Origin of the sequence: Pseudomonas sp. BN411, from assembly GCF_029871235.1 — a bacterium.
In the GTDB taxonomy this organism is placed as follows: Bacteria; Pseudomonadota; Gammaproteobacteria; order Pseudomonadales; family Pseudomonadaceae; genus Metapseudomonas.
Genome location: NZ_SSOM01000086.1, coordinates 62814 through 87723 on the forward strand (window position 1 = coordinate 62814; position 24910 = coordinate 87723).

Annotated in this window: 23 protein-coding genes; 5 read left to right on the forward strand and 18 right to left on the reverse strand. The window is 64.6% G+C overall.

The features are described from left to right. Positions 1-67: 67 nt before the first annotated feature. Positions 68-544: a MarR family transcriptional regulator gene (locus E8F06_RS28510; protein WP_077523620.1), complete on the forward strand. Its 477-nt coding sequence runs from the start codon at positions 68-70 to the stop codon at positions 542-544. Between the two features lie 136 nt (positions 545-680). Here E8F06_RS28510 and E8F06_RS28515 read toward each other — a convergent pair whose 3' ends face one another. The 5 genes from E8F06_RS28515 to zwf all read right to left on the reverse strand — a co-directional run bounded on the left by E8F06_RS28515 (position 681) and on the right by zwf (position 6402). Next, positions 681-1499: a shikimate 5-dehydrogenase gene (locus E8F06_RS28515; protein WP_280372506.1), complete on the reverse strand. Its 819-nt coding sequence runs from the start codon at positions 1497-1499 to the stop codon at positions 681-683. Between the two features lie 127 nt (positions 1500-1626). Continuing rightward, a complete protein-coding gene (locus tag E8F06_RS28520) occupies positions 1627-3249 on the reverse strand; it encodes an NADP-dependent glyceraldehyde-3-phosphate dehydrogenase (protein WP_280372507.1) in 1623 nt (540 codons plus the stop codon). Positions 3250-3526: 277 nt separating this feature from the next. After that, entirely contained in the window at positions 3527-4216 is a 690-nt protein-coding gene (locus E8F06_RS28525) for a bifunctional 4-hydroxy-2-oxoglutarate aldolase/2-dehydro-3-deoxy-phosphogluconate aldolase (RefSeq protein WP_280372508.1), read from the reverse strand. A gap of 16 nt (positions 4217-4232) precedes the next feature. After that, on the reverse strand, positions 4233-4946 hold the full coding sequence (gene pgl / locus E8F06_RS28530) for a 6-phosphogluconolactonase (RefSeq protein WP_280372509.1): 714 nt from the start codon (positions 4944-4946) through the stop codon (positions 4233-4235). Further along, on the reverse strand, positions 4933-6402 hold the full coding sequence (gene zwf, locus E8F06_RS28535) for a glucose-6-phosphate dehydrogenase (RefSeq protein ID WP_280372510.1): 1470 nt from the start codon (positions 6400-6402) through the stop codon (positions 4933-4935). Before zwf ends, pgl begins: the two co-directional genes overlap by 14 nt. A gap of 182 nt (positions 6403-6584) precedes the next feature. Here zwf and E8F06_RS28540 point away from each other — a divergent pair, with 182 nt between their 5' ends. Continuing rightward, the gene (locus tag E8F06_RS28540; RefSeq protein WP_190827877.1) at positions 6585-7445 is read left to right on the forward strand and encodes a MurR/RpiR family transcriptional regulator; all 861 of its coding nucleotides are present in this window, start codon (positions 6585-6587) and stop codon (positions 7443-7445) included. A 110-nt stretch (positions 7446-7555) separates the two neighbouring features. On the opposite strand, the gene E8F06_RS28545 is transcribed toward E8F06_RS28540, so the two are convergent. From E8F06_RS28545 to edd, 10 genes are all read right to left on the reverse strand, one after another. Beyond that, a complete protein-coding gene (locus tag E8F06_RS28545; RefSeq protein ID WP_280372511.1) occupies positions 7556-8443 on the reverse strand; it encodes a D-hexose-6-phosphate mutarotase in 888 nt (295 codons plus the stop codon). Then, the gene (locus E8F06_RS28550) at positions 8443-9576 is read right to left on the reverse strand and encodes a carbohydrate porin (RefSeq protein ID WP_280372642.1); all 1134 of its coding nucleotides are present in this window, start codon (positions 9574-9576) and stop codon (positions 8443-8445) included. The genes E8F06_RS28545 and E8F06_RS28550 overlap by 1 nt, the downstream gene beginning before the upstream one ends. Before the next feature lie 210 nt (positions 9577-9786). Next, positions 9787-10935: a sn-glycerol-3-phosphate ABC transporter ATP-binding protein UgpC gene (gene ugpC, locus E8F06_RS28555; protein WP_280372512.1), complete on the reverse strand. Its 1149-nt coding sequence runs from the start codon at positions 10933-10935 to the stop codon at positions 9787-9789. Between the two features lie 23 nt (positions 10936-10958). After that, positions 10959-11804 carry a carbohydrate ABC transporter permease gene (locus tag E8F06_RS28560; protein WP_280372513.1) on the reverse strand — a complete coding sequence of 282 codons (846 nt, stop codon included), beginning with the start codon at positions 11802-11804 and terminating at the stop codon, positions 10959-10961. After that, positions 11797-12705, reverse strand: a complete 909-nt coding sequence (locus tag E8F06_RS28565; protein WP_280372514.1) for a sugar ABC transporter permease — start codon at positions 12703-12705, stop codon at positions 11797-11799. The genes E8F06_RS28560 and E8F06_RS28565 overlap by 8 nt, the downstream gene beginning before the upstream one ends. 150 nt (positions 12706-12855) lie before the next feature. Continuing rightward, positions 12856-14109: an ABC transporter substrate-binding protein gene (locus E8F06_RS28570; RefSeq protein ID WP_280372515.1), complete on the reverse strand. Its 1254-nt coding sequence runs from the start codon at positions 14107-14109 to the stop codon at positions 12856-12858. Between the two features lie 278 nt (positions 14110-14387). Beyond that, positions 14388-15827 (reverse strand): ATP-binding protein, encoded by a 1440-nt coding sequence (locus tag E8F06_RS28575; protein ID WP_280372516.1) that lies wholly within the window; start codon positions 15825-15827, stop codon positions 14388-14390. Further along, a complete protein-coding gene (locus E8F06_RS28580) occupies positions 15820-16551 on the reverse strand; it encodes a response regulator (RefSeq protein WP_280372517.1) in 732 nt (243 codons plus the stop codon). Before E8F06_RS28580 ends, E8F06_RS28575 begins: the two co-directional genes overlap by 8 nt. A gap of 133 nt (positions 16552-16684) precedes the next feature. After that, positions 16685-17638, reverse strand: coding sequence for a glucokinase (locus tag E8F06_RS28585; protein ID WP_280372518.1), 954 nt, complete (start codon positions 17636-17638; stop codon positions 16685-16687). Further along, positions 17635-19461: a phosphogluconate dehydratase gene (gene edd / locus E8F06_RS28590; RefSeq protein WP_280372519.1), complete on the reverse strand. Its 1827-nt coding sequence runs from the start codon at positions 19459-19461 to the stop codon at positions 17635-17637. Before edd ends, E8F06_RS28585 begins: the two co-directional genes overlap by 4 nt. A gap of 362 nt (positions 19462-19823) precedes the next feature. Here edd and E8F06_RS28595 point away from each other — a divergent pair, with 362 nt between their 5' ends. From E8F06_RS28595 to E8F06_RS28605, 3 genes are all read left to right on the forward strand, one after another. Continuing rightward, a complete protein-coding gene (locus E8F06_RS28595) occupies positions 19824-19952 on the forward strand; it encodes a hypothetical protein (protein ID WP_256873349.1) in 129 nt (42 codons plus the stop codon). 63 nt (positions 19953-20015) lie between these two features. Further along, positions 20016-20441, forward strand: coding sequence for an organic hydroperoxide resistance protein (locus E8F06_RS28600; protein ID WP_151132280.1), 426 nt, complete (start codon positions 20016-20018; stop codon positions 20439-20441). 211 nt (positions 20442-20652) lie between these two features. Then, positions 20653-20970, forward strand: a complete 318-nt coding sequence (locus tag E8F06_RS28605) for a heavy metal-binding domain-containing protein (RefSeq protein WP_280372520.1) — start codon at positions 20653-20655, stop codon at positions 20968-20970. A 1-nt stretch (position 20971) separates the two neighbouring features. Here E8F06_RS28605 and E8F06_RS28610 read toward each other — a convergent pair whose 3' ends face one another. From E8F06_RS28610 to E8F06_RS28620, 3 genes are all read right to left on the reverse strand, one after another. Then, positions 20972-22444 (reverse strand): lytic transglycosylase F, encoded by a 1473-nt coding sequence (locus E8F06_RS28610; protein WP_280372521.1) that lies wholly within the window; start codon positions 22442-22444, stop codon positions 20972-20974. Between the two features lie 33 nt (positions 22445-22477). Then, positions 22478-23302, reverse strand: a complete 825-nt coding sequence (gene ppk2, locus E8F06_RS28615; protein WP_280372522.1) for a polyphosphate kinase 2 — start codon at positions 23300-23302, stop codon at positions 22478-22480. Positions 23303-23461: 159 nt separating this feature from the next. Then, entirely contained in the window at positions 23462-24859 is a 1398-nt protein-coding gene (locus E8F06_RS28620) for a cytosine permease (protein ID WP_280372523.1), read from the reverse strand. Between the last annotated feature and the right edge of the window lie 51 nt (positions 24860-24910).

Here is a 24910-nt window from a genome sequence, read left to right on the forward strand (position 1 = left end):
CTGTCGACAGCCCACGCGCAACGCCCTATAACTCTCCCCCTGTCAGCACGAACCTTGCCCCACTCGCATGAGCACCCCGAAAAAGCGCCTCAACCGATACAACCCCGCCAGCGACGATTTCAAGAAGGAGGAATTCCCCTTCTACTGGATCGCCCGCGTCTATGGCCGCTACAACATGGCCATGGAAAAAACCCTGAAGAAGATCGACCTGGACATCCCGCGCTGGCGCATCCTCTTCATCCTCAAGGAGAACGGCCAGTCGAGCATCTCGGAGATCTCCGAGCACGCCATCGCCAAGCTCTCCACCGTCACCAAGATCGTCTACCGCATGAAAGATGACGGCCTGGTGGACACCGCCCCCTGCAGCAACGACGGCCGCGTCACCCAGGTGACCATCACCGAGAAGGGCCGGCACATGGTGGAAGAGATCCAGGTGAACACCGCGCACATCTTCACCAACAGCTTCAAGGACCTCACCGAAGCCCAGATCGCCAAGCTCAACGGCACGCTGGAAAAGATCTACGCGAATTTGCCGGAGGGTTGATTCCTCCCTTGGCGCACTTCCTGTAGGGGCGAATTCATTCGCCAAGGGGCACGCAGTGCCCCCCCATTGAACCTTGAAGGGCAGACCTTCGGCCTGCTTGGCGATTGAAATCGCCCCTACAAGGTTTGATGCGATCTCAGCGCCGCGCGAACGCCGCCGCCTTCTCGATCAACTCCGCCTCCGGCCGCACGCCGGTGTAGAGCACGAACTGCTCCACCGCCTGCAACACGATCACCTCGGCACCAGTGATCACCGGCTTGCCCAGCTCGCGGGCGAGGCGGATCAGTGGGGTTTCCACCGGCAGCGCCACCACATCGAAAATCCAGTCGGCCGCTTCCACCTGCTCGCGGGTGAAAGCCAGGGCGTCGGCTTCCGGGCCGCCTTCCATGCCCAGCGGGGTGACGTTGACCAGCATCTGTGGTTTCTCGTCGCCCAACTCCGCCCGCCACAGATATCCACAGCCACGAGCCAGCGCCGGGCCGGTTTCCGGGTTGCGGGCGACTATCGTGGCGTGGCGGAAACCACTGTCGCGAAAGGCACTGGCCACGGCCTTGGCCATGCCGCCGCTGCCCCGCACGGCGAAGTGAATGTCGCTCGGCACTGCGTGGCTCGCCAGCAGACTGGCCACGGCGCTGTAATCGGTGTTGTAGCCCTTCAGCCGGCCGTTGTCGGCGACGATGGTGTTCACCGAGTCGATGGCCGAAGCCGAGGCGTCCAGCTCATCCAGCAATGGGATGCAGGCCTCCTTGAACGGCATGGAAACCGCACTACCGCGAATGCCCAGGGCGCGAATGCCGCCGATGGCCGCCGGCAAGTCGGTGGTGGTGAAGGCCTTGTAGACGAAGTCCAGGTCGAGGGCTTCGTAGAGGTAGTTGTGAAAGCGCGTGCCGAAATTGCCGGGGCGACCGGACAGCGACATGCAGAGCCGGGTGTCGCGGCTGATGGGGCGAGGCATTGGAATCTCCGTTTGGCAGCGAGGCCTTTGCTTTCCTGTGGGGGCGAATTCATTCGCTATGCAGACCGCAGGTCTGCATAGCGAATGAATTCGCCCCCACAAGGACAGGCATGGCTCGCGCGGGTCCTCAGAAAATGTAATCCGTGGTCAGGAAGTTCGATTCGCGATTGCGGATGATCTCGCTGACCAGCTCCTTGTTGTCTTCCTGGAACTTGGTCGCCACCAGGGTACGGATGGAGAACACCCGCAGGGCGTCATGTACCGACAGCGTCCCTTCGGCCGAGTTCTTGCGGCCGTTGAACGGGAAGGTGTCCGGGCCGCGCTGGCACTGGGCGTTGATGTTGATGCGCCCCACCTGATTGGCGAAGGCATCCACCAGCCGGCCGACCTGGGCCGAGTCGTTGCCGAACAAGCTGAGCTGCTGGCCGTAGTCGGAATGCAGCACGTAGTCGATCACCTCCTCCACCTCGCGATACGGCACCACCGGAATCAGCGGACCGAACTGCTCTTCGTTGTAGAGGCGCATCGCCGGGCTCACCGGGCTCAGCACAGCGGGATAGAAAAAGCTCTGCCGGTGACTGCCGCCGCCCGCATTGACCACTTTGGCGCCCTTGGCCACGGCGTCTTCCAGCAGCGCATTGAGGTAATCGACCTTGCCCGGCTCAGGCAGGGGCGTAAGGGCCACGCCGTCCTCCCAGGGCATTCCGGGCTTGAGCGCGGCCAGCTTGGCGCAGAACTTGTCGAGGAAGGGTTCGAGCACGTCCTCATGGACGAAGAGGATCTTCAGCGCAGTGCAGCGCTGGCCGTTGAACGACAGGGCGCCGGTGATGGCTTCGCTCACCGCGTTGTCCAGGTCCACCTTGGGCAGGACGATGCCGGGGTTCTTGGCGTCCAGGCCCAGCGCCGCGCGCAGGCGGTGCGGGCGCGGGTGCAGCTTCTTCAGGTCGGCGGCGCCGGAGTGGGTGCCGATGAAGGCGAACACATCCACCTTGCCGCTGGCCATGATGGCGCTGACGGTCTCGCGGCCACGGCCGTAGATGACGTTGATGACGCCAGCCGGGAAGCTGTCGCGGAAGGCTTCCAGTAGCGGCCGGATCAGCAGCACACCGAACTTGGCCGGCTTGAAGACCACGGTGTTGCCCATGATCAGCGCCGGGATCAGGGTGGTGAAGGTTTCGTTCAGCGGGTAGTTGTAAGGCCCCATGCACAGCGCCACGCCCAGTGGCACGCGGCGGATCTGGCCGAGGGTGCCCTGCTCCAGCTCGAAACGGCTGGAGCGGCGATCCAGCTCCTTGAGCGCTTCGATGGTGTCGACGATGTAGTCGCAGGTGCGGTCGAACTCCTTCTCGGAATCCTTGAGGTTCTTGCCGATCTCCCACATCAGCAGCCTGACCACCGCCTCGCGCTGCTCGCGCATGCGGGCGAGGAACTTTTCCACATGCTGGATGCGCTCGGCCACGCGCATGGTCGGCCAGGCACCCTGCCCGTGGTCGTAGGCGGCGACGGCGGCGTCCAAGGCCGCCAACGCGGCATCGGCATCCAGCAGCGGCGTGCTGCCCAGCACCACCTGTTCATCGCCCTTCTCGCCCGCCAGAAACACCGGACTGCGCACGGCCGCCAGCGGGCCCTGCCAACTCAGCAGTTCGCCATTCACCAGGTACTCGCGCTGCTCGATGGGCGCGCCGGGGCGGTAACGCTCGGGAATCTGGTCGGCAGTGGGGAACAGGGCTTCGAGGTTGTTGTTGGTCATTGCGCTTTCCTCAGGATCGGGACCACTGAAAGTCGGTTTTAACGCGGTTTCGTTACTTGGTAAATCGTTTCAGCAAACCGTTTGGCGGAATCTACTTCGCAACCGGGTGCGATATGGGAATGGGCTACGCAGTTACTGGGGTGGGCATGAACCCTGTGGGGGCGAATTCATTCGCAATGGGGCACGCAGTGTCCCCAGGGAGGTTTGAAGGGCAGGCCTGAGGCCTGCATAGCGATTGAAATCGCCCCCACAAAAAGCAGAACGCTCTCTGCCTACATCAGTGCAACAGCTCCAACGCCGCTGCCGTGGCTTCCTGGATGCGCTGCCAGTCGCCGTTGCGGATCCATTCCTTGTCCATCATCCAGGTGCCGCCCACGCACATCACGTTGGGCAGGGCCATGTAGTCGCGCAGGTTGTCGGGATTGACCCCGCCGGTCGGGCAGAAGCGGATGCCCGGGAAAGGGCCACCGAAGGCCTTGAGGGCCTTGATGCCGCCGCAGACTTCCGCCGGGAACAGCTTGAAGCGGCGATAGCCCAGGGCGTAGCCCAGCATGATTTCCGAGGCGCTGCTGATGCCCGGCAGCAACGGCAACGGGCTGTAGACGCCGGCCCGCAGCAGTTCGGCGGTGCAGCCGGGGGTGACGATGAATTGCGAACCGGCGGCTTCGGCCTCGGCGAGCATCCACTCGTCGAGCACGGTGCCGGCGCCGACGCACAGCTCCGGGCGCTGCTCACGCAGGGTGCGGATCGCGGCCAGGCCGTGTTCGGAGCGCAGAGTGATTTCCAGGGTGCGCAGGCCACCGGCGGCCAGGGCATCGGCCAGCGGCAGGGCGTCCTGCTCGCGCTCGATGGTGATCACCGGAAGGATGCGTGCCGCACCGCAGAGAATGTCGATCAGGGCAGCCTTGTCGGCCATGCTCGGCACGGCTTCGCGACTGGTGGCCCGATTGGTGGGGAGGCTGGTCATGGGCGTTCCTTCGGGCTCAGGGGCACCAGTGGATTTCCAGGGGATGGCGGAGGAAAGCGCGGATCGGCATGGCCGACACGTCTTCTCCCGCCAGGGCGGCGGCCAGGGTGGCCAGCTTGGCCTGGCCTTGCACGGCCAGCAGGGTCAGCTGCGCACTGGCCAGCAGCGGCAAGGTCAGGGTGAGGCGCTGGCGCGGCACGCTGGGGGCCTGCATCGGCAGGCAGCGGCGTTCGCAGTCGGAACTCAGCGCCTGTTCGAGGTTCGGGCTGCCGGGGAACAGCGAAGCGGTGTGGCCGTCCTCGCCCATGCCCAGCACCAGCACGTCGATAGCGCCCAGTTCGGCCAGGGCCACATGGGCCAGGCGGGCAGCCTCATCCAGGCTCGGCGCGCTGTGGTAGAGGCCGAGGAAGCGCGCGCTGGCGGCCTCGCCCTTCAACAGATGGTGGCGCACCAGGCCTTCATTGCTGTCGGCGTGGCGGACCGGCACGAAGCGTTCGTCGGCCAGGCTGATGGTGACCCTCGACCAGTCCAGGGTCTGCCCGCAAAGGCGCTCGAAGAAGGTGATCGGGCTGCGCCCGCCGGACACCACCAGCACGGCCGAACCGCGGGCCTCGATGGCCGCGCGCAGGGCGTTGGCAACGGTGATGGCCAGTTCACCGGCCAGTTGTTCGGGGCTACTGAGGCTGAGCCCAGTGACCTGCGTCGGCAGGTCCAGATTAAAGATCGCCATACCAGCTCCTGCCATCACGGGTGATCAATGCAATGGAGGCCGTCGGCCCCCAGGTTCCCGCCGCGTAGGGTCTGGGCGCGTCGCCCTGCTGCCGCCACCCGGCGATCAGCTGGTCGCACCATTTCCAGGCGTATTCGATTTCGTCCTTGCGCACGAAGAGATTCTGGTTGCCCTTCATCACTTCCAGCAGCAGACGCTCGTAGGCGTCTGGAATCCGCGCGCTGCGATAGGTGTTGGAAAAGCTCAGCTGCAGCGGATCGCTGCGCAGCTGCATGCCCTTGTCCAGGCCCTGTTCCTTGGTCATCACCTGCAGGGAAATGCCTTCGTCCGGCTGGAGACGGATGACCAGGCGATTGCTGATCAACGGCCGCTGCTCGGGGGCGAAGATGTAGTGCGGCGGTTCCTTGAAGTGTATGACGATCTGCGAGAGCTTCTGCGGCATGCGCTTACCGGTACGCAGGTAGAAGGGCACGCCGGACCAGCGCCAGTTGCGGATCTCCGCACGCAGGGCGACGAAGGTCTCGGTGTCGCTGTGGGTATTGGCGTGTTCTTCCTCCAGGTAGCCGGCCACCGTCTTGCCGAGGATGTTGCCGGCCACGTACTGGCCACGCACCACCTGCTGCCCGAGATGTTCCGGGGCGATGGGCGCCAGGGCTTTCAGCACTTTCACCTTTTCGTCACGGATGCTGTCGGCGGAGAGGTCGCTGGGCGGGTCCATGGCGATCAGGCAGAGCAGTTGCAGCAGGTGGTTCTGGATCATGTCGCGCAGTTGGCCGGCCTGGTCGAAATAGCCCCAGCGGCCCTCAATGCCCACCTGCTCGGCCACGGTGATTTCCACGTGGGAGATGTGGTGCTGGTTCCACTGCGTCTCGAACAGGCTGTTGGCGAAGCGCAGGGCAATCAGGTTCTGCACCGTCTCCTTGCCCAGGTAGTGGTCGATCCGGTAGGTGCGGTTCTCCGGGAAGTGCGCCGCCACCGCTTCGTTCACCGCGCGGGAGGAATCCAGGTCATGGCCGATGGGTTTTTCCAGCACCACACGGGTGCGCTCGGCCAGTCCCGTGGCCGCGAGCCCCTCGCAGATGGCACCGTACACGGCGGCCGGCGTGGCGAAGTAGGCGATTAGCCTGGCCACCGGCCCCAGCTTGTCGGCCAGGGCCGGGTAGGCATTGGCGTCGAGGAAGTCCATGGCGAGGTAGTCGAGCCGGGCCAGGAAGCGCTGCCTGGCGCCCTCTTCCACCTCACCGGCCGGCACGTAGCGGCGCAGGTGCTCGCCGATCTCGGCGATATGGGTGGCGGGCTCGCCGCTTTCGCGGCCCAGGGCGAGGATGCGCGTATCGGCGGCCAGCAGGCCGGCACGGTCCAGTTGATAGAGCGCGGGGAACAGCTTGCGCAGTGCCAGGTCACCGAGGCCGCCGAACAGGGCCAGGGTGCAGGGTTCGACAGGTTGTGAGGCCATGATATTTGTTCTTCTATCAAACATAAGCTTATGAATACACCCAGTTAGTCGTTACAGCAAGACAAAATGTAGTAATAAAACTACATTTACCAACATACGAGATTACGGTGGCCCAGCCTGGGTGCGCTCAGTACGATAGGCCACCGATTGCAGGCCCCTTCCCAGGAATCCCAATGGACCGCGTGCACAATCTGCTGGAGCAGATCCAGAACCGCCTCGACGAACTCAACAAGGCCGAGCGCAAGGTCGCCGAAGTCATCCTGCGCGACCCGCAGCAGGCCACCCGCTACAGCATCGCGGCCCTGGCCCAGGCGGCTCAGGTCAGCGAGCCGACGGTGAACCGCTTCTGCCGCTCGTTCGGCGTCAACGGCTACCCGGAACTGAAGATGCAGCTGGCGCAAAGCCTGGCCAGCGGTGCCGCCTACGTGAGCCAGGCGGTCGCCGCCGACGATGGTCCCGAGGCCTACACCCGGAAGATCTTCGGCAGCGCCATTGCCTCCCTGGACAGTGCCCTGCAGAGCCTCGACCCGCAATTGATCAGCCGCGCCGTGGACCTGATGATCCAGGCCCGGCAGATCCACTTCTTCGGGCTCGGTGCCTCGGCCTCGGTGGCCCTGGACGCCCAGCACAAGTTCTTCCGCTTCAACCTCGCCGTATCCGCCCATTCCGATGTCCTGATGCAGCGGATGCTGGCCTCGGTGGCCCACACGGGCGACCTCTTCGTGATCATTTCCTACACCGGCCGTACCCGCGAACTGGTGGAAGTGGCGCGCCTGGCGCGACAGAACGGTGCTTCGGTGCTCGGCCTTACCGCCGCAGGTTCGCCGCTGGCCAAAGCCAGCACCCTGAGCCTCGACATCCCGCTGCCGGAAGACACCGACATCTACATGCCGATGACCTCGCGCATCATCCAGCTGACCGTGCTCGACGTGCTCGCCACCGGCATGACCCTGCGCCGCGGCGTCGACTTCCAGCCGCACCTGCGCAAGATCAAGGAAAGCCTCAATGCCAGCCGGTATCCGGCGGATGAGGAGCCGTCCTGACGCCCCCTCACCCCCGGCCCCTCTCCCAGAGGGAGAGGGGAGACAAGCAGCCCGCGCCGGCATCAACCACAGCACGGACAGCCCCCTCTCCCGCTTGCGGGAGAGGGCCCTCATCCAACCCACGCCTTCAAACCCAACCTCGCCTCCTCCCCCGCCACCAGCTCCACGCTGTCTTGTCCACAGGCCGCGCCCTGCACGGAAAGAAACCCCAACCCCTCCGCCCAACTCACTTCGGATAAGGGCCGGCTGCCGGGATGCCAGACCACGGTGTTCGGATTGTTCCCACCGTCGATGCACAAACGTCGCTGCCAACCGGCATCCTGAATCTTCACGCGGCCGCCCTGCCGGAACACCCGGTGACAGCCGTCGATCACGCGCAGTTCGCCCTCCTGCCGACAGGGTTCGCGGCTCAGCAGATCGCGCCCTTCGGCACCGTCCAGCCCGAGCAGGGCGACCCGCGCCACGTCGCTCACCCGCCAGTAGGCGTGCAGCGCATGGCTGAGCACGCAGGGCTCGCTGTCGCGGTGGCGGGTAACCAGTTGCAGGCTCATGCGCTCGCCCAGTTCCGCCTCCAGTTCCACTTGCCAGTCGTGCAGATCGAGGCGCCAGGTCAGACGCACGGCGTTGTCGTCGGCGGCCTTGTGGATAAGTCGCCAATCCGACAACCGCGCCCAACCGTGATGGGGCCAGCCGCCCTCCATGGGGTGCCGGCCGAACCAGGGCCAGCACACCGGTACGCCGCCGCGAATGGCGCCAATGCGCGGCCAGCGCGTCGCGCACCAGAGCAACGGCCGCTCGCCGTGGGGCTGGAAGTGCAGCAACTGGCCGCCCTGGCGACTGAACACCGCCGAGCAGCGCGAGTGCTCCACCAACAGCAGCTCGCGGCCCTGGTGTTCGGCCCAGCGGAATGGCTGCCCGGCCGCCGGACGCAACAGGTCGGCGAAGGGATGGTCGACCCCCTCCCCCGCCTTCACCCGATGCGGCCTGGCGCTGCGCATCACTTCCACCAGTACTCCAGCTGCACACCGAAGTTGGAGCCGTGCAGCGCGTCGCCGAAGGCACCGGTATCGGACAGCGCCGAACCCGCCGCCAGTTCGCTGGCCGCACGCTGGGCCGCTTCGTTCCAGCTGGCGTAGGTGTAATACAGGCGGATTTCCGGGCGTTGCCAGAAGCCGGGACCGGCCGGCGACCAGGTGGGCGCGATGGTGAACTTGGTCAGCTTGCGGGTACCGCCGGGTGCTTCCACCTGGTCCCGGCCAAGCTCGGTGACCAGCTTGAACTGCTCGGTGATGGCATAGACCGGACGCACGCCGACGGAGAGCCAGTTCTGGTCGTCGCCATCCGGGCGCTTGTCCTTCTGGTAGATCACCTCGAACTGGCCACCGAAGCGCGGCGTTACCTGCCAGTCGAAGAACTCCACCACGCGCCAGCTCTGGTTGCTGTTGTCCAGCGTGGGGTCGCCGGTGTAGCCCAGCGCGGTGCCCGGTCCACGGCCGTACTGCAGGGCGAAGGTGTTCACTCCGCCGAGGAATTCCTTCTGCTTGTGCTGCGCTGCCACCGACCAGCCGCTGTGGGCATCGGTGCTGTCGGGCTTGTCGAGGTAGCTGACGCCCAGCTCCACTTCGCCGCCGGGGTTGGTCTGGAAGCCGGCCACGTTGAAGTCGTGGCGGTTGATGTAGGGGTCCTGGAAGACGTTGTCCTTGCGCGAGAACACGTAGCTGTACTTCAGGTCGCCAATGGCCACTTCGTCGAAGCCGAAGCCGGTGGCGCTCTGGTTCCAGTAGTAGTAGTCGGAGATGTGGATATCGTTCCGCTTGTAGAAGCGGCGCCCCGCCCAGAAGGAGCCACCATTGAGCGCCGGCATGTTGCTCCACTCGGCGTACATCTGGTTCATCCGCGTGAAGCCGTGGTCACCGGTAAACTCGGGGGTGTGGCCGTATTCGTTGAACAGCTGCGCCATGCCTTCGACGCTGATCACCGAACCATCATCGAGCTTGGCGAGGTCCTGGCGCAGGTCCAGTTCGATGTATTGCTCGCACTCGTTCCCCAGACGGTATTTGGATTGCGCCCCCGGCAGCTGGAAGCAGGATTGCGTACCACCTTCGCTGGACCCACCGGCGCCGCTGCGCATGTAGCCGGTGAACTCCACCGCCTGCGCAACCCCCGAAAAAACAAATAGCGCGCAGGGCAGTACCCACAAACCTTTGATCGTCGTGCTCATGTCCACTCCAGATTTTTATTGTTGTTGCGATGGATCGCTTCCGTGATGCCCACGTAGGAGCGAGCTCTGCTCGCGAAAAAGCTCGGCTCCGTGCGCCCCCCTCGCGAGCAGAGCTCGCTCCTACAGGCCCTTCAGGCGCGCGACCCTGGCGGGCTCAGTCACGGCCGACTTTCCCGGCACACACAGCCGCTCGCCGCTCTGTGCGTCGAACAGCAGTACCTTGTCGGGCGCAAATTGCAGGTCGAGGGTGTCGCCCACGCGCGCTGGCGAATCGGGCGCCAGGCGGCAGCAGACCTTGGTCTGGTTGATCTCGACGAAGGCCAGGGTGTCCGGCCCGGTGGGCTCCAGCACCTGCACCTGCGCGCGAATCGCCGGCAGGTCGCTGGCACCGACCAGCACCTGCTCCGGGCGGATGCCGAGGATCAGCTCGCGGCCTTCCAGCTCACCGGCCACGTTGCCCAGGGGCAGTTCGCAATGGCCGTCGGCGCTGTCCAGCAGGCCCATCAGCCGACCGTCGCGGCGCTGCAGGCGCAGGGGGATGAAGTTCATCGGCGGCGAGCCCATGAAGCCGGCGACGAAGAGGTTGGCCGGGTCGTTGTAGATCTCTCGCGGGGTGCCGAACTGCTGGATGATGCCGTCCTTCATCACCGCCACCTTGTCGCCCAGGGTCATGGCCTCGATCTGGTCATGAGTGACATAGACGGTGGTGGTCTTCAGCCGCTGGTGCATCAGTTTGATCTCGGTGCGCATCTCCACCCGCAGCTTGGCGTCGAGGTTCGACAGCGGCTCGTCGAACAGGTAGATCTTCGGCCGCCGCGCCAGGGCCCGCCCCATGGCCACGCGCTGCTGCTGGCCACCGGAGAGCTGGCTGGGCTTGCGCTGCAGCAGGTGCTCGATCTGCAGCAGCTTGGCCACGCGGGCGACCTCCGCATCGATCTCGGCCTGGGGCAGCTTGCGGATCTTCAGGCCGAAGGCGATGTTCTCGCGCACGCTCATGGTCGGGTACAGCGCGTAGGACTGGAACACCATGGCGATGTCCCGGTCCTTGGGGCTCATGCCGCTGATGTCCTGGCCGTCGACCATGATCGCGCCGCCGCTGATGCTCTCCAGCCCGGCGATGCAGTTCATCAGGGTGGACTTACCGCAGCCAGAAGGGCCGACGAGGATCAGGAACTCGCCGGAGTCGATGGACAGCTCGATGTTCTTCAGGGTGTCCGCCAGGCCGCTGCCGTAGGACTTGTTCACATTGCGCAGTTCGAGGGTTGCCATGTCACTCTCCAATCTTGAGGGCGTCAGCCCTTGACCGCGCCAGCGGTGAGGCCGCGCAGGAAGTATTTGCCGGCGAATACGTAGACCAGCAGGGTGGGCAGGCCGGCGATCATCGCGGCAGCCATGTCGACGTTGTATTCCTTGACCCCGGTGCTGGTGTTCACCAGGTTGTTCAGGGCCACGGTGATGGGCTGGGTATCGCCGCTGGCGAACACCACGCCGAAGAGGAAGTCGTTCCAGATCTGGGTGAACTGCCAGATCAGGCAGACCATGATGGTCGGCACCGACATCGGCAGCAGGATGCGCCCGAAGATGGTGAAGAACCCCGCCCCATCCAGCCGTGCCGCCCGTACCAGGGCGTCCGGGATGCTCACGTAGAAATTGCGGAAGAACAGCGTGGTGAACGCCAGTCCGTAGACCACGTGCACCAGCACCAGGCCGCCGGTGGTATTGGCCAGGCCGAACTGACCGAGGGTGAAGGACGCTGGCAGCAGCACCACCTGGAACGGCAGGAAGCAGCCGAACAGCAGCAGGCCGAAGAACAGCTGCGAGCCCCGGAAGCGCCACATGGACAACACATAGCCGTTCAGCGCGCCAAGCAGCGTGGAGATGATCACCGCCGGAACCGTGATCTTCACCGAGTTCCAGAAGTAGCCACCGACGCTGGCCCAGGCCTTGGCCCAGCCGATCACCGTGAACACGTCCGGAATCGACAGCAGGTTGCCGGTGCGGATGTCGTCGGGCGTCTTGAAGCTGGTCAGCAGCATCACCACCAGCGGCACCAGGTAGAGAGCACAGGCGAAGAACAGCGTGGCGTGGATGGCCAGGCGGCTGAAACTGAAGGCGGGTTTTCCGGCCAGGCTAGTCATGGCGCTTGTTCCTCAGTTCGGAATACAGGTAGGGCACGAGGATCGCCAGCACCGCGCCCAGCATGAGCATCGCGCTGGCGGCACCGAGGCCCATCTGGCCGCGGGTGAAGGTGTGGGCGTACATGAACATCGCCGGCAGGTCGGAGGCGTAGCCGGGGCCGCCAGCGGTCATGGCAGCGACCAGGTCGAAGCTCTTGATGGCGATGTGGGCGAGGATCATCAGCGCGCTGAAGAACACCGGGCGCAGGCTCGGCAGGACGATGCGCAGGTAGATGGTCGGCAGGCCCGCGCCATCCACCTGGGCGGCGCGGATGATCGACTGGTCCACACCGCGCAGCCCGGCCAGGAACAGCGCCATGACAAAGCCCGAGGACTGCCACACGGCGGCGATCACCAGGCAGTAGACGACGCGGTCCGGGTCCACCAGCCAGTCGAGGCGAAAGCCCTCCCAGCCCCAGTCGCGCAGCAGCTTGTCCAGGCCGAGGCCAGGGTTGAGCAGCCACTTCCAGGCGGTGCCGGTGACGATCATCGACAGCGCCATGGGGTAGAGGTAGACGGTGCGGATGAAACCTTCGCGACGGATGCGCTGGTCCAGCAGCACGGCCAGGAACACCCCGATCACCAGGCTGATGGCGATGAACAGTCCGCCGTAGACCAGCAGGTTGTGGCTGGCCACCCACCAGCGGTCGTTGTCCAGCAGGCGTTCGTACTGCTGCAGCCCGACGAACTTGTAGCTGGGCATGAAGCGCGAGTTGGTGAAGGACAGCAGGAAGGTCCAGAGGATGTAGCCATAGAAGCCGACCAGCACGATCAGCACGCTGGGCGCCAGCACCAGCCGGGGTAGCCAGCGTTGCAGCGCGTCCAGCGGCGAGGCCTTGGCGAAGACTGCGGTTGAGCTCATGGGAGACTCCGTCATAGCGAGTTGCACGGATAACCCCCTCTCCCTTTGGGAGAGGGGTGAAAAGCGGCGCGGCCGGTCCCGAGGCGCAAGCCTGGAGACCTGCACCGGTTTGGAGAGCTGGAAATGGGGCCGCCTACGCGGCCCGACCGCTTACTGCACCGCTTGGATCGCGGCGGCCAGTTGCTGCGCGGCCTTCTTCGGATCGGCGGCGGGGTCGTTGAAGAAGTTGGTGACCACGTCGAACACCGCGCCCTGCACATAGCTGGAGGCGGCCATGCCGTGGGCCAGGCTCGGCTGCAGGCCATCACCCGCTGCGGCTTCCTTGAAGTCCTTCATGGACTGCTGGGCGCAGGCGTCGAAGCTCGACATGTCCTGGTCCAGGCGGACCGGAATGGAGCCCTTGTTCTGGTTGAAGAACTGCTGAAACTGCGGTTCGAGAACGGTGCGCGCCAGGTCGTTCTGCGCCTGGATGTTGGCCTCGTCCTTGAGCTTGAACATGGCCAGGGAGTCGATGTTGTAGGCAAAGCTGCCCTGGGTGCCGGGGAATGGCAGGCACTGGTAGTCCTTGCCCGCCACCTTGCCGGCGGCGGTCCACTCGCTCTTGGCCCAGTCGCCCATGATCTGCATGCCGGCCTTGCCGTTGATGACCAGCCCCGTGGCGCTGTTCCAGTCGCGGCCTGCGGCGTCCGGGTCGACATAGCCGTGCAGCTTCTTCAGCGCGGCGAAGACTTCCACCATCTTGTCGCTGGTGAGCGTGGCCTTGTCCTGCAGGACGAAGGCCTTGTGGTAGCCCTGCGGGCCCAGGATGCTGAGCACCAGGTCCTCGAACACGGTGCCGTCCTGCCAGGGCTGGCCACCGTGGGCGATCGGAATGTAGCCAGCGGCCTTGAGCTTGTCGGCGGCGGCGAAGAATTCATCGAGCGTGGTCGGCGGCGTCGCCCCTGCCTTCTGGAACGCCTCGGGGTTTATCCACAGCCAGTTGACCCGGTGCACATTGACCGGCACGGCCACGTAATGGCCGTCGTACTTCATGATGTTCGCCACCTGCGGGGAGAGCAGCGAATCCCACTTGCCCTCGGCGGAGACGTCGTCCAGTTCGGCCAGCAGGCCCAGCTCGCCCCACTCCTGGATATCCGGCCCCTTGATCTGCGCGGCGGACGGCGGGTTGCCGGACACGGCGCGGGTCTTCAGCACGGTCATGGCCGCCTCGCCACCACCACCGGCAACGGCGAAGTCCTTCCAGGTATGACCTTTCTCTTCGACGAGCTTCTGCAGGGTATCGGCGGCACGCTTCTCGCCACCGGAGGTCCACCAGTGCAGGACTTCCACTTCGCCGGCGAGGGCGGACAGCGGGAACAGGGAGGCGAGGGAAACGACAGCGGCCAGGCGGGAGATGGCATTCATGGATGGGGATACCTTCTTGTTTTTATGACTGTGCAAGTCGGTGCTTGCGCTTGCCTGCAGTCTAACCACGGCCTTCAAGCCCGCGGGTAACAAAGGGATAGTGGATGGTCACGGGGTGGTTACAAATGCCCTTGTAGGTTGGTGCTGAGCCTGCGAAGCCCAACAGGGAGCGCGCAGCGCTCCACAGTTCCATTGGTGGAAACCAGGGGCCGGTTCTGCGAACCGGATGTTGGGCTTCGCTGCGCTCTGCACCAACCTACGAGACTCCCAGCGCTCGATTACCCAGCCTGCCTCGGCAACCACAGCGTCACCCGCAACCCGCCGTCGCGCAGGTTCTTCAGGCTCAGCTCGCCGCCATGGCTGTGGGCAAGGTTGCGCGCGATGCCCAGGCCCAGCCCATACCCCTGCTGATGCCCGGCCAGGCGGAAATGGGGTTCGAACACCTGCTCCAGCTTCTGCTCCGGCACGCCGGGGCCTTCGTCGTCCACATGCAGGACGAAGGCGTCATCGCTGTCCTCGATCAGCAGGTGGGCGCGCTCTCCGTACTTCAGCGCGTTATCCACCAGGTTGCCGATGCAGCGGCGCAGCGCCAGGGGCTTGCCGGGATAGAAGTCGGACGCCTGACCGTCCAGGGTCACTTGTCCGGTACCCAGGTAGGGCTCCACCAGCCCAAGTAACAGATGGTTCAAGTCCACCTGCTCGATGTTCTCGTGGATGTCGGTGTCCTTCACGCACTGCAGCGCGCCTTTGACCAGCAGTTCCAGGTCGTCCAGGTCGCGGCTGAACTTGGCTTGCGCGGCTTCGTCCTCCAGCAGCTCCACCCGCAGGCGCAGGCGGGTAATGGGGGTCCGCAGGTCATGGGAGATGGCGCTGAACAGTTGGCTGCGTTCGTTGAGATAGCGACTGATGCGCTCGCGCATGCTGTTGAAGGCGCGGCTCACGTCCGCCACTTCGCTGCCGCCGGCTTCGGGCAAGGGCTCCACTTCGGCCCCCAGGGACATTTCCCGCGCCGCCCGTGCCAGGCGCTTAAGCGGCCGGCTCTGCCAGTGCACCAGCAGGCCGATGAACAGCAGCAGGAAGCAACTGGTGAGGATGATGAACCACAGCTGCTGGGTCGGCAGGCCCTCGTCTTCCAGGCTGGCGTAGGGCTCGGGCATCAGCGAAGCGAGGTACAGCCACTCGCTGGGCCCGATCTGGATCTGGGTGACCAGGATGGGTGGATTCACCGGTTCCAGGGTCAGCGCGTAATGGGCCCAGGAGCGCGGCAACTCGTCGAGCTTGAGGCCGCTGTTGAAGATGCGCAGGTCATTCGGATTGACGAAATGCAGGGACAGGTCCACCTGCTTGCCCAGCCGTTCGCGCAGCACCGATTCCACCTGCTCCAGCACTGCACGCTTGCGCGGGGTTTCGGGGAGCACGCGCATTTCCAGCGGCTTGTCGTTGAGGGAGACGAAGAAGCGCGTGCCGCCCATGGAGCGCAACTGATCCAGCACCATGGGGCGATAGCCGATCGGCAGCGAACGGATGTAGCTGACGCTGGCGACCATGGATTGCGCCAGGCTGCGGGCGCTGGTGAGCAGGCCTTCCATCTGGCTGGCGCGCAGTTGCGAAACCCAGATGACGCTGGACAGTGCCTGGGCCAGCAGCACCACCAGCAGAGTGAGGAAGAGCATGCGCCCGAGCAGCGAGCGCGGGATCAGGCGCAGGCGGCTAGGCATGATGGTGCGGCGTGACCTGGACCGCCAACAGGTAGCCCGCGCCGCGCACGGTGCGGATCAGCCGCGGCGCCTTGCCGGTATCGCGCAGGCGCTGGCGCAGGCGGCTCACCGCCATGTCGACGATGCGTTCCAGAGGCATCACCTCGCGGCCACGGGTGGCGTTGGCGATGGTGTCGCGGTCGAGGATCTGTTGCGGGTGGTCGAGGAAGAGTTTCAACAAGGCGAAGTCGGCGCCGGAGAGGATCACTTCTTCGCCGTCGAGGTGGAACAGGCGGTGGCTGATCATGTCCAGGCGCCAGTCGTCGAAGGCCAGTACCTCGACCACAGGGCGCTCCTGGCCAAAGCCGACGCGGCGCAGCAAGGCCTTGATCCGCGCCAGCAGCTCGCGGGGGCTGAAGGGTTTGCCCAGGTAATCGTCGGCGCCCAGTTCCAGGCCGATCACCCGGTCGGCTTCGTCAGAGCTGGCGGTGAGCATGATGATGGGCACCTGGGACAGGCGCTGGTGCGCACGCACCCAGCGGCACAGGCTGAAGCCGTCTTCGTCGGGCAGCATCACATCAAGTATCACCAGGTCCGCCGCCTCCTCGGCCATGGCACGGCGGAAGCCCTCGCCATCGGCAACGCTGCGCACCTGGAAGCCGGCACGGCTCAGGTAGGTTTCAAGCAGTTCGCGAATTTCCTGGTCGTCGTCCACCAGGAGAATGGATTTGCCGGATTGGCTCACAGTGGCCGTCCTTTGTTGTTATCGGTTCACTCGATGCCGGACCTGAAAGTAGGGTGGATGTCGCTTTTCACATCCACCATCTCAGCCAGACCCAGCACCCACGGTGGATCGATGAAGCGTGATCCACCCTACGTCAGCACCGCTGCTCAAGGGCCACCCCCGCCCCTTCCAGACCTGGGTACTCGGCCGTCACCAGCCACACCGGAATCCCCTCGAAGTACCCGCTCATGCAGCCCTTGCTGGCGAAGTTGCGGGCGAAGCCGCTCTTCTGGAAGAACGCGGCGAAGCGCGGCACCACGCCGCCGACTATATACACGCCGCCACGGCCGCCGAGGGTCAGCACGTTGTTGCCGGCAACCCGGCCGAGCCAGCCGCAGAACAGCTCCAGCACTTCCTCGGCGAGCGGATCACCCGCCAGTGCCGCCGCGCTGACTTCGGCCGGCGACGCCAGGCGCGGAGCATGGCCGTCCACGGCGCACACGGCACGATAGAGCTGCAGCAGGCCATTGCCGCTCAGCACATTCTCCGCACTGACATGGCCGAGCTGGTCATGGAGCTGCTGCCAGAGCGTCGCCTCGCGCAGGTTGCCCACGGGCAGGTCGACATGACCGCCCTCCCCCGGCAGCGCCTTCCAGCGTCCTTCACCCAGGGGCAGCAGGGTGCCGACGCCGAGGCCGGTGCCCGGCCCGATCACTACCGCCGGGCTGTCCGGGTCGGCAACGCCGGGGCAGATCTGCAGCTTTTCGCGCTCGCGCAGACGGGTCATGCCCAGGGCCATCGCGGAGAAGTCGTTGATCAGCAGCAACTCGTCCACCTGCAGGGTGCGGCAGAACGCCGAGCGACTCAGCCGCCAGTGATTGTTGGTGAAGCGGAAATGCTCGCCACTCACCGGCCCTGCCACCGCCAGACAGACAGCGCCCAGGCTGCCCACCGCCAGGCCAAGGCCGGCGAGGTAGTGACCGATGGCCTGCTCGGGACCTGCGAAGTCGGCGGTGGCCAGCACCCGTACCGACTCCAGTTTCTCGTCGCGCCAGAGCGCGAAGCGCGCGTTGGTACCACCGATATCCCCAACCAGCGCCAGCTTCACTTCAGGCTCTCCAGGTTGCGGGTGAAGGCGCTGGCACCCTGCTCCGCCGTACTGAAGGACTCGCGCATGAAGGCGAAGAGCTCGCGGCCGGTGCCGACGTTGGGTTCAAGGTCCCATTGCGCCGGTTCACGGGCATCGAATTCTGCGGCGTCCACCAGCACTTCCAGGGTGCCGGTGGTGCCGTCCACGCGCACCAGGTCGCCGTCGCGCACCCGTGCCAGCGGCCCGCCGTCAAAGGCTTCCGGGCAGACGTGAATGGCCGCGGGAATCTTGCCCGAGGCGCCGGACATGCGCCCATCAGTGACCAGGGCCACCTTGAAGCCACGATCCTGCAGCACGCCGAGGAAGGGGGTCATCTTGTGCAGCTCGGGCATGCCATTGCTGCGCGGGCCCTGGAAGCGCATCACGGCCACCAGGTCGCGCTCCAGCTCGCCGGCCTTGAAGGCATCGGCCAGGGTCTGCTGGTCATGGAAGACACGCGCCGGCGCTTCCACCACCTGATGCTCGGGGGCCACGGCGGATACCTTCATCACGCCACGCCCCAGGTTGCCCTTCATCACCCGCAAACCGCCCTCCGGCGAGAAGGGCCGCGCCACCGGGCGCAGGATGCTTTCGTCGAGGCTCGCTGCCGGACCGTCGCGCCAGACCAGCTTGCCGTCGTCGAGGAAAGGCTCGCGGGTGTAGTGCCGCAGGCCACGGCCCATGACGGTATTGACGTCCTCATGGAGCAGCCCGGCGTCGAGCAGCTCGCGCACCAGGAAGGCCACGCCGCCGGCGGCCTGGAAGTGATTGATGTCGGCCTTGCCGTTGGGATAGACGTGGGCCAGGGTCGGCACCACTTCGGAGAGGTCGGCCATGTCCTGCCAGGTGAGCTGGATACCCGCCGCCTGGGCGATGGCCGGCATGTGCAGGGTGTGGTTGGTGGAACCGCCGGTGGCGTGCAGGGCGACGATCGAGTTGATCAGCACGCGCTCGTCGACGATCTCGCCGATGGGCAGGAACTGCCCACTCTGCCGGGTCAGGCGCGTGACCTGGTGCGCCGCCTCCACGTTCAGCGCCTCGCGCAACGGGGTGTTCGGATTGACGAAGGATGCGCCCGGCAAGTGCAGGCCCATCACTTCCATGAGCATCTGGTTGGTGTTGGCGGTGCCGTAGAAGGTGCAGGTGCCGGGGCTGTGGTAGGCCTTCATTTCCGACTCCAGCAGCTCGTCACGGCTGGCCTTGCCTTCGGCATAGCGCTGACGCACCTCGGCCTTTTCCTTGTTGGAAAGACCGGAAGGCATGGGGCCGGCGGGAACGAAGATCGACGGCAGGTGGCCGAAGCGCAGCGCACCCATCATCAGGCCGGGGACGATCTTGTCGCAGATGCCGAGGAACAGCGCGGCATCGAACATGTTGTGGGAAAGCGCCACGGCGGTAGACATGGCGATCACCTCGCGGCTGGCGATGCCCAGCTCCATGCCCGGCTCGCCCTGGGTGACGCCGTCGCACATGGCCGGCACGCCACCGGCTACCTGCCCCACCGAGCCGATGTCGCGCAGGGCCTGGCGAATCTTTTCCGGGTAGTTCTCGTAGGGCTGGTGGGCCGAGAGCATGTCGTTATAGGCGGTGACAATGGCCACGTTGGCCGAATCCATCAGGCGCAGGCGCTGTTTGTCGCCACCTCCGCAGCCGGCCACGCCGTGGGCGAAGTTGGCGCACTGCAGCTTGCCGCGCTGGGGCCCGTCACTGGCCGCCTTGTGGATCATCGCCAGGTAGCGCTCGCGAGTTGCGCGGCTGCGCTCCACCAGACGCTCGGTTACCTCAAGTACGCGGGGATGCATGGATTCAGCTCCAGGTAGCGGGTGAATTTGTTTTTATATAAACCACAATACTGCCATTACGATCATAAATTCACTAGAAAACGCAAAATATTTTGTTATTACAACAACAAAATCAAAAGAACCCGCTTCCATTCATATAGACCACCCGGAACGGTGTCGGCACGCAGCATAACCCCGCCCCTGCACCGCCACCTATTCCACTCATGGCGCACTCCAGAGCCTTATGACCAGAACAACAGAGAGCTAGTGTGAAATGCTCTAAGAAATAACTTGCGCGCAAAATAACTCAGCAGTAACTTTTGCCTCACCAACTTACTTATCGCGCAAAACATTAACGAACAAACCAACACCGGAGACTCGCCATGAAAGCCCTGATCACCTTCACCGCCGTCCTCGCGTTCTCCTCCGCCAGCTTCGCCGACACCGGCAAGCCGGACAGCCGCCGCAGCGGCGCGCTGTACCCGGAATGGCTGATCAACCACGACGGCTGATCCACACAACCCGACCACCCACGCACACCACGCACTCCAAACCTGATTGAAAAGGAAACCATCATGAGCATCGAAAACGTTCTGTACCGCGCCTACGCTGAAGCCACCGGCGGCCGTGACGGCCGCGCCATCTCCTCCGACGGTGTACTCGACGTCAGCCTGACCACCCCGCGTGAGCTGGGCGGCGCCGGCGGCGAAGGCACCAACCCCGAGCAACTGTTCGCAGCCGGCTACTCCGCCTGCTTCCTCGGCGCGCTGAAGTTCGTCGCCGCCCGCGACAAGCACAAGCTGCCGGCCGATACCTCCATCGAAGGCATCGTGGGCATCGGCGCCATCCCCACCGGCTTCGGCATCGAAGTGGAACTGCGTATCGACATCCCCGGCCTGGACCGTGAGGAAGCCCGCGCCATCGTGGACAAGGCCCACATCGTGTGCCCGTACTCCAACGCCACCCGCGGCAACATCGACGTGACCCTGACCCTGGTCTGAGTCGCGCAATCGACAAGGGCGGGCATCCCGAAAGGGGGGCCCGCCCTTTTTCGTGTTTGCTGGAATGGGCGCCACTGCTGTAGGGGCGAATTCATTCGCCAAGCAGGCCGAAGGTCTGCCTTACAAGTCCGTGGGGGGGCAGCTACGCTGCCCTTGGCGATTGAAATCGCCCCTACAGCCGGTCTCTATCAACAATGCCAAGGAGCGCAGCATGATCCTTTCCACCACCCCCACCCTCGAAGGCCGTTCCATCCGTGAATACAAGGGCATCGTGGTCGGTGAAGCCATTCTCGGTGCCAACGTGTTCCGCGATCTGTTCGCCGGCATTCGCGACATCATCGGCGGACGCTCCGGTGCCTATGAAAAGGAACTGGCCAAGGCGCGGGAAATCGCTTTCGAGGAACTGTCCGAGCACGCCGAGAAGCTCGGCGCCAACGCGGTGGTCGGCATCGACATCGATTACGAGGTGGTCGGGCAGAACGGCAGCATGCTGATGGTGAGCATCAGCGGCACCGCCGTGGTGATCTGATTCAGCCGCCCGTGGCCCTTCGCACCTGCTTGTCCCGCGCCAGCTTGTAGGCCACGTAGTACTTGTAGATGTTGCCCACGTAGTCGACCGTCTCGCGCCCGACCAGGCGCGCGGCGGCGTGCTCGACGTTGCCGAACAAGATGTTCTTGTCCAGGCCTGATTTCTCCGCCAGGCGGCGGAATTTGCGCAGGTTGCCTGGCCCTGCGTTGTAGGCGGCGAAGGTCATCAGGGTGCGGTTCAGCGGCGTCAGCTCGGAGTCGTTCAGGTACTTGTCGGCCAGCAGCCTCATGTACTTGCTGCCGGCCTCGATGTTGCGGTCAGCGTCCTTGTCGATCTCCGCGATACCCACGCTGGGATCGGCAGCGGTGCTGGGCAGCAGCTGCATCACGCCCACCGCGCCGCGATGGCTGCGCGCCTGCTGGTTGAGCTGGGATTCCTGGTACCCCTGGGCCATCAGCATCAGGTAGTCGAAGTCGTAGGTGCCGGCGTGCTTCTCGAAGAAGCCCACCAGCTCGGCGAAACGCTTCATTTCCTCCTCATCGGTGGCGTCGTAGAGCGCCTTGCTGTTCTTCACATACTTGTTGCGAATCGAATTGCCGAAGGCAGTCCCCAGTTTGTGGCCCTTGGCGAACTGCGCCAGCACCTTGAGCAACTGCGGGCTGCCCTTGCGAACCGCCCAGGCGATTTCGGTGTCGTCACGAATCGGGAAATCCTCGTGTATCACCAGGTCCTGGAGCATGGATTTCCAGGTTTCCGCGATGTAACGATCCACCACCGTGGCGTTCACCAGCCCGGCATTCACCATTTCCAGCAGGTCTTCGGACTCCAGGTTCTCATCGGCGGGTTTGATGGTGATCGGCGCCAGCCCCTTCACCCGGAAGGTCTCGTTGAGCTCGATGAGGTGCTCGTAGTAACTGCTGGACGGCCGCACCATCACTTCCTTGCCGGCCAGGTCTTCCAGGCTGGCGACCTTCATGCTCTTCGGCCCGGTGACCAGCACTTCTCGGATTCCACTGGCGAAGGGAACGGAAAAGTCCACCTGGGCCTGGCGCCGGTGCGTGACAGCCAGGCCACCGGCGGAGATATCCCCAACCCCCTCCAGCAGCTTGGGAATCAGCTCGTCACGGCCGACAGGAATGAACAGTACCCGCCACTGCAGGGACTTGTTCTTGAAGCGGTACTGCTTGTTCAGCCAGTGCTCGAGACCTTTGCCGATCTCGTAGCTGATCCCGCGCTGGCGCCCCCGGTCTACGGCAAAGAAGGTCTTGCTGTAGGGCACCAGGATGCGCACCAGGCGCCGCTCACGCATTCCCTCGAAATCGCCCGTCCAGGCGGAGGGGACGGGCAGCACCATCGAATCCACTTCCGCCTCTTCCGCCGCGCTCAGCTCGACACTGGGCAGGTCCTCCGCCCAGGCTCCCCGTGCCAGCAGGAGCAACGCCAGCACCAGCAGGAGGAAACGCACCGATTTCATGGGAACCGCCTTCGCCGCCCTGGGGCGGCGCGATCAGAAGATCTCCTCGACCTGCCGGAACGGATAGGACGCGGGCTTGTACTTGCCAAGTTTGCCGCGCTTGGGTAGCTCCACCTTCTGGTCGCGGGTCAGGTCCTTGTAGGGGATCTGCTTGAGCAGGTGACTGATGATGTTCAGCCGCACTCGCCGCTTGTCTTCCGAATGCGCCATGTACCAGGGCGCCCAGGACGAATCGGTGGCGGCGAACATTTCATCACGGGCGCGGGTGTAGTCGTCCCAGCGTGCATATGACTTGAGGTCCATGGGCGACAGCTTCCAGATCTTGCGCCCATCGTTGATGCGGTCCTTGAGGCGGCGGGTCTGCTCCTCGGCACTCACCTCCAGCCAGTATTTGACCAGGATGATTCCGGACTCGACCATCATCTTCTCGAACAGCGGCGTGACCGTGAGGAACTTGTGCGCTTGCTCCTCAGAGCAGAAGCCCATGACCCGCTCGACACCGGCGCGGTTGTACCAGCTGCGGTCGAAGATCACGATTTCACCGGCCGCCGGCATATGGGCCAGATAGCGCTGGATGTACATCTGGGATTTTTCCCGCTCGGTGGGAGCCGGCAGCGCCACCACCCGGAACACGCGAGGACTGACCCGCTCGGTGATGGCCTTGATGGTCCCGCCCTTGCCGGCGCCGTCGCGGCCTTCGAAGACGATGCAGACCTTGAGCCCCTGGTCCACGACCCATTGCTGGAGCTTCACCAGCTCTACGTGGAGACGCTTGAGCTCGCTGTCGTACTCCTTGCGACCAAGTTCCACCTGCCCTGCCTTGTCTTCACTGGCAGCCTTTTTCTTGCCTTTCGCCATGACCTGCTCCTTCGTGTGGGAATCCGATCATTACAAGCTAGCTGAGCATTGGCGTCTTGCAGGGCCCAGTAGCAATGCACCGGTCGGTTCCCTGTCCAGAAAGGCAAAACGCCCCGTTCTGCATGGCAGCACGGGGCGTCGGCGACATGGATCAGACGGTCATTCGGCCAGGCTGAGGTCGCCGGCGGGTTCGGTCTTGCTGCGCGTGGCCAGGCAGAAATACAGCGGGCAGGTCACCAGCAGCCCCACCAGCCAGGACAGGTCCACGCCCTCGATGTAGTTGGCCCAGGGGCCAACATAGAGCGCGGTATTGGCGAATGGCAGCTGAACCTGGATGCCGAGGAAATAGGCGGTGATCGCGTGGGGATTGAAGCGCCCGTAGATGCCGCCGTCCGCCTTGAAGATCGAGGCAATGTCGTAGCGGCCGCGCTTGATCAGGTAGAAGTCGATCAGGTTGATCGACGCCCAGGGCACCAGGACCAGCAACAGCGCCAGGATCAGGCCGATGAAGTGGGAAATGAAGTTGGCCGAGGCGCCCAGCGCCATCAGGCAGCTGCTCACCAGCACCACGGCGGACAGGAGCACTCGCACCGGGATGCTGGGCGTCCAGCCACCCGCGAAGGTCTGTATGGAGGTGACGATGGACAGCACCGCGCCGTACAGGTTGAGGGCGTTGTGGCTGATGATGTTTAGCAGGAACAGCAGCATCAGCACCGGACCGAGAACACCGGTGGCCTGCTTGACCGCCGCCATGGCCTCGGTGCCTTCCGGGGTCGCCAGGACTGCCACCGCTCCAAAGCTGAAGGACAGGATGGTGCCCAGGCAGGCGCCGAAGTAGGTGGCCCAGAACGGTTTGGCGATGCCGATGCTGGCCGGCAGGTAGCGCGAGTAGTCAGACACGTAGGGCGAGAAGCTCAGCTGCCAGATGATCCCCAGGCAGATGGTGGCCAGGAAGCCCGACAGGTTGAAGGCGCCGCGGCTGAAGAAGTCCGCCGGCAGCTCGCTGCAGAAAATAGTGATGAATCCGGCCAGCAGCGCGCCGCCCATCACCCAGGTGCCAATGCGATTGAGGGTGTGGATGAAGCGGTAGCCGACCACACCGATGGCTGTCGCGCTGATGGCGCCGATGATGATCGCCGCCGGCAGTGGCACGGCAGGAGCGATGCCATGGATCGACTCGCCGGCCAGGACGATATTGGAAATAAAGAAGCCGAGATAAATCACCGCCGCGAACAGCACGATCAGCAGCGCTCCGTAACGACCGAACTGGCCGCGACTCTGGACCATCTGCGGGATGCCCATCTGCGGCCCCTGGGCCGATGCCAGGGCAATGAAGACACCACCGATCATGTGCCCCAGCACAATGGCCAGCAGGCCCCAGAGCAGGTCGAGGTGGAAGACCTGGACCACCATGGCCCCGGTGACGATCGGCAATGGAGCAATATTGGTGCTGAACCAGAGCGTGAACAGGTCACGGGCCTTGCCGTGGCGTTCGGCGGGTGGCACGTAGTCGACGGTATGGTTCTCGATCAGCGTCTGCTGGGAATTCTCGGACATCGTCTTGCCTTGCTTATTGTCTTTGTAGAAAAGCCACGAAGGGGCGCAATC

What these genes read in the sequence shown, in the direction of transcription:
- E8F06_RS28600 (WP_151132280.1), top strand. Translation starts at nt 20,016, where the DNA reads ATGAGCATCGAAAACGTTCTGTACCGCGCCTACGCTGAAGCCACCGGC.
- ppk2 (WP_280372522.1), bottom strand. Translation starts at nt 23,302, where the DNA reads ATGGCGAAAGGCAAGAAAAAGGCTGCCAGTGAAGACAAGGCAGGGCAG.
- E8F06_RS28510 (WP_077523620.1), top strand. Translation starts at nt 68, where the DNA reads ATGAGCACCCCGAAAAAGCGCCTCAACCGATACAACCCCGCCAGCGAC.
- E8F06_RS28525 (WP_280372508.1), bottom strand. Translation starts at nt 4,216, where the DNA reads ATGACCAGCCTCCCCACCAATCGGGCCACCAGTCGCGAAGCCGTGCCG.
- E8F06_RS28520 (WP_280372507.1), bottom strand. Translation starts at nt 3,249, where the DNA reads ATGACCAACAACAACCTCGAAGCCCTGTTCCCCACTGCCGACCAGATT.
- E8F06_RS28515 (WP_280372506.1), bottom strand. Translation starts at nt 1,499, where the DNA reads ATGCCTCGCCCCATCAGCCGCGACACCCGGCTCTGCATGTCGCTGTCC.
- E8F06_RS28575 (WP_280372516.1), bottom strand. Translation starts at nt 15,827, where the DNA reads ATGCCTAGCCGCCTGCGCCTGATCCCGCGCTCGCTGCTCGGGCGCATG.
- ugpC (WP_280372512.1), bottom strand. Translation starts at nt 10,935, where the DNA reads ATGGCAACCCTCGAACTGCGCAATGTGAACAAGTCCTACGGCAGCGGC.
- E8F06_RS28550 (WP_280372642.1), bottom strand. Translation starts at nt 9,576, where the DNA reads ATGCGCAGCGGCGCCGGTGGGTCCAGCGAAGGTGGTACGCAATCCTGC.
- pgl (WP_280372509.1), bottom strand. Translation starts at nt 4,946, where the DNA reads ATGGCGATCTTTAATCTGGACCTGCCGACGCAGGTCACTGGGCTCAGC.
- E8F06_RS28595 (WP_256873349.1), top strand. Translation starts at nt 19,824, where the DNA reads ATGAAAGCCCTGATCACCTTCACCGCCGTCCTCGCGTTCTCCTCCGCC.
- E8F06_RS28560 (WP_280372513.1), bottom strand. Translation starts at nt 11,804, where the DNA reads ATGACTAGCCTGGCCGGAAAACCCGCCTTCAGTTTCAGCCGCCTGGCC.
- E8F06_RS28570 (WP_280372515.1), bottom strand. Translation starts at nt 14,109, where the DNA reads ATGAATGCCATCTCCCGCCTGGCCGCTGTCGTTTCCCTCGCCTCCCTG.
- E8F06_RS28620 (WP_280372523.1), bottom strand. Translation starts at nt 24,859, where the DNA reads ATGTCCGAGAATTCCCAGCAGACGCTGATCGAGAACCATACCGTCGAC.
- E8F06_RS28565 (WP_280372514.1), bottom strand. Translation starts at nt 12,705, where the DNA reads ATGAGCTCAACCGCAGTCTTCGCCAAGGCCTCGCCGCTGGACGCGCTG.
- E8F06_RS28610 (WP_280372521.1), bottom strand. Translation starts at nt 22,444, where the DNA reads ATGAAATCGGTGCGTTTCCTCCTGCTGGTGCTGGCGTTGCTCCTGCTG.
- E8F06_RS28605 (WP_280372520.1), top strand. Translation starts at nt 20,653, where the DNA reads ATGATCCTTTCCACCACCCCCACCCTCGAAGGCCGTTCCATCCGTGAA.
- zwf (WP_280372510.1), bottom strand. Translation starts at nt 6,402, where the DNA reads ATGGCCTCACAACCTGTCGAACCCTGCACCCTGGCCCTGTTCGGCGGC.
- edd (WP_280372519.1), bottom strand. Translation starts at nt 19,461, where the DNA reads ATGCATCCCCGCGTACTTGAGGTAACCGAGCGTCTGGTGGAGCGCAGC.
- E8F06_RS28545 (WP_280372511.1), bottom strand. Translation starts at nt 8,443, where the DNA reads ATGCGCAGCGCCAGGCCGCATCGGGTGAAGGCGGGGGAGGGGGTCGAC.